The following is a 4,433-nucleotide window of genomic DNA, read 5'->3' as shown; positions in this document are numbered from 1 at the left end:
CCGCCGGCGCCCTCTCCGGCGGATGCGCCGAGAGTCCGGCGGGCTCGCCGTTCTCATCGAGCAGGAGGAAAGGCGAGAGCGCTCCCCGGTGAAGCGCATCGCGCATCGCGCAGAGCGCCCCCCAGATTTCCGGGGGGCTTTCGCCTTGCCGGAGGAGGGCTTCCGCGTTCTGGGGGCTGAGCCCGCTGATGCTGTCCACCAGGGCGCGCACCCGATCCTTGAGGGGGGCGCCGCTTCCGCCCGCCGCATCCCACATCCGGCGGATGTCGGCCTCGGCGGCCGCGTCCGGGTCGGGTTTGGCCTGCCCGGGCGGCATCCGGTAGTCCGACCCGCGCTGGACGGGTCTTTTCCGCGTCCGCTCCTCCGGCACCATTTTCACCGCGTCCAGGATTTTTCCCGTCGCGCCCTCGACGAGGATGAGATTGCTCCATCTGCCCATCAGCTCCGCCATGAGGGCGAACACCTCGGGGCCGCGCTCTCCCGCGCGCTCGAAGGTGAGCTGGACGACCCGCTCCCACCCCCGGATTTCGAGGCGCTCGAGGCGCGCTCCGGCGAGGTGCTTGCGGAGGCTGCGGCAGAAAGAGGGGGGCGTGGCGAGATTCGGGGGGGGATCCTCCACGAGGTGCATCCGGGGCAGCGCCGGATCCGCGCTGATGAGGAGATTCCGGCGGCCGCCCCGGCCGAAGGCGAAAATGGCCGAAAGCGGGTCGGGCTGGCCGATTTTCTGGAGCCGCTCTCCCGCCAGCGCATCGTTCAGCTCTTTGACGATCCCGTTTAGAACAAAAATATCCATTTCAGATCCGGCGAAAAAAGTGGAAGAATGCTCGTATTCACAGCCTGGGGATTATATCCTGAAGGAACAGGAGAAAAAGCCTCTCGCCCTCTTTGCGGCCGTGCGAGGCGGGCCGGTCGCTTGGTTGCGGCAATTCCGCCACGGTGGGGGAGAAGATGGACTTTTCGCTGAATGAGGAGCAGCGCAAATACCAGGGGATCGCCCGCGCCTTCGCGAAAGAAGAGCTGGCGCCCGTGGCCCTGGAGATGGAGAAAATCCCGGACTGGGAGGCGCGCATGCCCTGGGCGCTGACCGAGCGGGCGAGCGCCCTCGGCCTGCGCCAGCTTCCCTATCCCAGGGAATACGGCGGGGCCGGGGCAGATGTCCTCACGCTCTGCCTCGTGGGCGAGGAGCTGGCCGCCGGCGATCTGGGCTTTGCCGTCAACCTCGATCAGACCTGGAAGCTCTCTCACATCCTTGAGAAGGTGGCGCCCGGCCTGCGCGAGCTTTGGCTCCGCCGTCTCTGCGAGGACCCGCGGTTTCTCGTGGCGATCGCCATGAGCGAGCCCGGCGCCGGGAGTGATCACCAGGGCCTCTACGACGATCCTTCGATCGCCCTCTACACGAAGGCCGAGAAAAAGGGCGGCCAGTGGGTGATCAACGGCAGGAAGCACTTCATCAGCAACGGGCCCGTCGCCTCCCTCTATGTCGTGGCCGCCCGCACCGACATGACAAAAAACCTGCGCGAGGGCCTCTCCGGCTTTCTGGTGCCGCGCGATCGGCCCGGTTTTTCGATCGGAAGGGTCCACGACAAGATGGGCCAGCGCCTCTCGATGAACGCCGAGCTGATCTTCGACAACGTGGAAGTTCCCGAAAATCACCTGATTCTCGGCGAGGGCGACATGTTCGAGATTCGCGGAAATCTGCTCGCCATGGGCAAGCCCGAGGCGGCGGCGACCGTGCTCGGGGTGGGCCGGGCCGCCCTCGAGAGCGCCCTGGAATTTTCCCGCGAAAGGATGCGGGATGGCGGGGCCGGCGGCCAGGGCGTCGAGATGGTGCTCGCCGACATGGCGCTCGGGCTGGAAGCCGCGCGCACCCTCATCTGGCGCTCCGCCTGGTCGGTCGATCACCAAAAGCCCTACGACTTCACGCTGGGGTGGAAGTGCAAGATCCTGGCCTCGGAGGCGGCGCTCGAGTGCGCCCGGCGGGGGCTGGAGATTGTCGGCGGCGCGGGCACCGAGCGGGAGAAAATGATGGAGAAGTATCTGCGCGATGCGGCCTCTTTTCTGCACTCGGACGGCACGAACCAGGTGCTCCGCCTCAGGGCGGCGCGGGCCTATCTGGACGGGCGGGCCTCGGTGTTTTAGCCCCCCCGGCTCCCCGCTGGCGTGGGCCGGGTGCTATGATGGCGACATGCCATTCATTCTTTTTCCCGTTTCATCCGGAGATCCGAGCGATGCCTGAGACCATGAAAGCGATGCGAATCCACGAACTGGGCGGTTCCTTCCGGCTCGAAGAGGTGCCGGTGCCGAAGGCGGGGCCGAACGATGCGCTGATCAAGCTCAAGGCCACCGGCGTCGGCCTGACGCTCGCCATCATGCGGAAGTCGCCCGGCCTGATCGACAAGTATCCGCGCATCATGGGCCACGAGATCGCGGGCGAGGTGGTCGAGGTGGGCTCCGAGGTCGAAAACGTCGCACCGGGCGATCTGGTGACCTGCCACTTTTATCTGACGTGTCACACCTGCAACTTCTGCCGGAGCGGGCGCGAGACCCTTTGTCCCGACTTTAAGGGCTACGTCGGGCTGGTGCGTGACGGGGGCTATGCCGAATACATGAGCCTGCCCGCCCTGAACCTGTGCAAGATTCCTGACGGGGTGAGCGCCCTCGATGCCTGCGTGGCGGCGGACGCCATCTGCACCCCGTATCACAACTGCGTGGCCGAGGCGCAGATCAAGCCGGGCGATGTGGTGGCCATCGTCGGCGCGGGCGGCGGGGTGGCGATCCACGCGGTGCAGATGGCGCAGCTGTGCGGCGGGCATGTCATCGGCGTGGACATCTCCAACAAGAAGCTGGAGACGGTTTCCGCACTCGGGGCCTTCGCCACGGTGAATCCGCAGGAGACGGATCTGGTGGAGGAGATTCACGCGCTGACGGACGGCAAGGGCGTTGACGCCTACATTGACTATGTGGGCGCAAAAGAAACTTTGGAAGCCGGAATCGCGACCCTCGGCCGGGGCGGAAAGCTGGTGATCGTCGGGGTGCGCCCGCCCGAGGCCTTCGACGGGAAATCCCCGAATTTCATGGTCGATCCGCTCCAGCTTCTGGCCAAGGGGCAGGAGATCCACGGCTCGCGGTACTGCTCGATGCTTGAGCTTCGCCAATCGGTCGAACTCATCCGGCAGGGGAAGATCAAGCCGATCGTCACCGAGACGTTTTCGCTGGAGCAGACCGAGGAGGCCTTCCAGCAGATTCAGGCCAACAAGATCACCGGCCGGGCCGCCGTCGTCTTCGATTAGTGAAAACACCCCCCCGGGGCCTTGGATTTCCGGTGGGCTTTGCCCAATCAGAATATGCGTTCCTTTTCTCTGGTTTCTATACCGCAAAAGGGGGTCAGCAGATTTCACGGCAGGCCCGTTAAAAATTGACTTTTCTTCGAAAGTAATGGAATCTAATTGAATTCATTTTATTCTTAAATTTTCGTACATGACGGATATCCGTACGAGTAAACTTCGTTGCAGGAGATGACAAGATGAAAATTTTGATAACTGTTTTCTCTTGCGTGTTTGTGATTTTTTCCACTGTTCCAGCGTACTCTGAAATTCTTGCCATGATGAACTATGAGAGCAAAACAAAGGCCGCACTCAAAAAAATGAAAATCGGTGGTTCGCAAAAACGCGTAGAGGGAATCGCAATTATCGATGTCGATCCGAACTCTCCGGGATTTGGGAAGATTTTGGTGGATATTCCGCTTCCCCCGGACGTCGTGGCGCATCATATTTTTTACGATAAGACCATGACCAAGGCCTATGTCACTTCTCTTGGAAAGAGCCTGATTTACGTAATTGACATGAAGCGGAATCCGTATCGCTTGAAGAAAGTCGATGTTCCGGCCTGTAAGGTTGGAGAGGATGTCGTTTTTTCGAGTGACAACTCCACCTGGTATCTGACTTGTATGGGATCGGGCAACGTTGTTGTAGGGGATGTAAAAACCGATCGGATAAAGACGGTCATACCGCTTCCCCGCCCGCATCCCCATGGCATCGCGATTCACAACGGCATCGATCGAATTCTTGTGACAGAAACCGTGCGGGCATCCGATCTGGGTGATGCGGGCGAGACGGTGACCGTCATTCAGGCGAGCACCAACAAAGTGCTCTCGACGCACAAAATTTCAGGGAAAACCTCGCCTTCACGCGAAGCGCCGGTAGAGGTGGTCTTCATGCCGAAATCGAACCCGCCGGTCGCCTACATCACAAACATGTTTGGCGGCACGCTCTGGATGGCGGCGTGGCAGCCGGGTACGAAGACGTTCCAGTTTTCCCAGGCATTCGATTTTGGCAAAAAGAAGATGGGCGTTCCCCTTGAGATATATGGGCACCTCTAAAAACCTCCCCTATTTTATCTCTGATGTGATCCAATAGAGGCCTCCCGCCCCGGAG

General features: G+C 61.4%; 4 protein-coding genes. 3 read left to right on the top strand and 1 reads right to left on the bottom strand.

Features of this window, described 5'->3' with window-relative positions; translation table 11 throughout:
* The coding region (locus O2807_12555) for an NFACT family protein (protein ID MDA1001331.1) at positions 1–793 on the bottom strand (793 nt) is incomplete at its 3' end.
* A gap of 155 nt (positions 794–948) precedes the next feature.
* On the opposite strand from O2807_12555, the gene O2807_12550 reads away from it, so the two are divergent.
* The 3 genes from O2807_12550 (at position 949) to O2807_12540 (ending at position 4,378) form a co-directional block, all read left to right on the top strand.
* Positions 949–2,139, top strand: coding sequence for an acyl-CoA dehydrogenase family protein (locus O2807_12550; protein MDA1001330.1), 1,191 nt, complete (start codon positions 949–951; stop codon positions 2,137–2,139).
* A gap of 89 nt (positions 2,140–2,228) precedes the next feature.
* Positions 2,229–3,290: a zinc-binding dehydrogenase gene (locus O2807_12545; GenBank protein ID MDA1001329.1), complete on the top strand. Its 1,062-nt coding sequence runs from the start codon at positions 2,229–2,231 to the stop codon at positions 3,288–3,290.
* A gap of 233 nt (positions 3,291–3,523) precedes the next feature.
* Positions 3,524–4,378, top strand: a complete 855-nt coding sequence (locus O2807_12540; protein MDA1001328.1) for a hypothetical protein — start codon at positions 3,524–3,526, stop codon at positions 4,376–4,378.
* The last annotated feature ends 55 nt before the right edge of the window (positions 4,379–4,433 follow it).

The organism is bacterium (assembly GCA_027622355.1).
Lineage (GTDB): Bacteria > UBA8248 > UBA8248 > UBA8248 > UBA8248 > JAQBZT01.
Note: the sequence above shows the minus strand (reverse complement) of the source record. Positions and strands in the feature narration are given on the sequence as shown.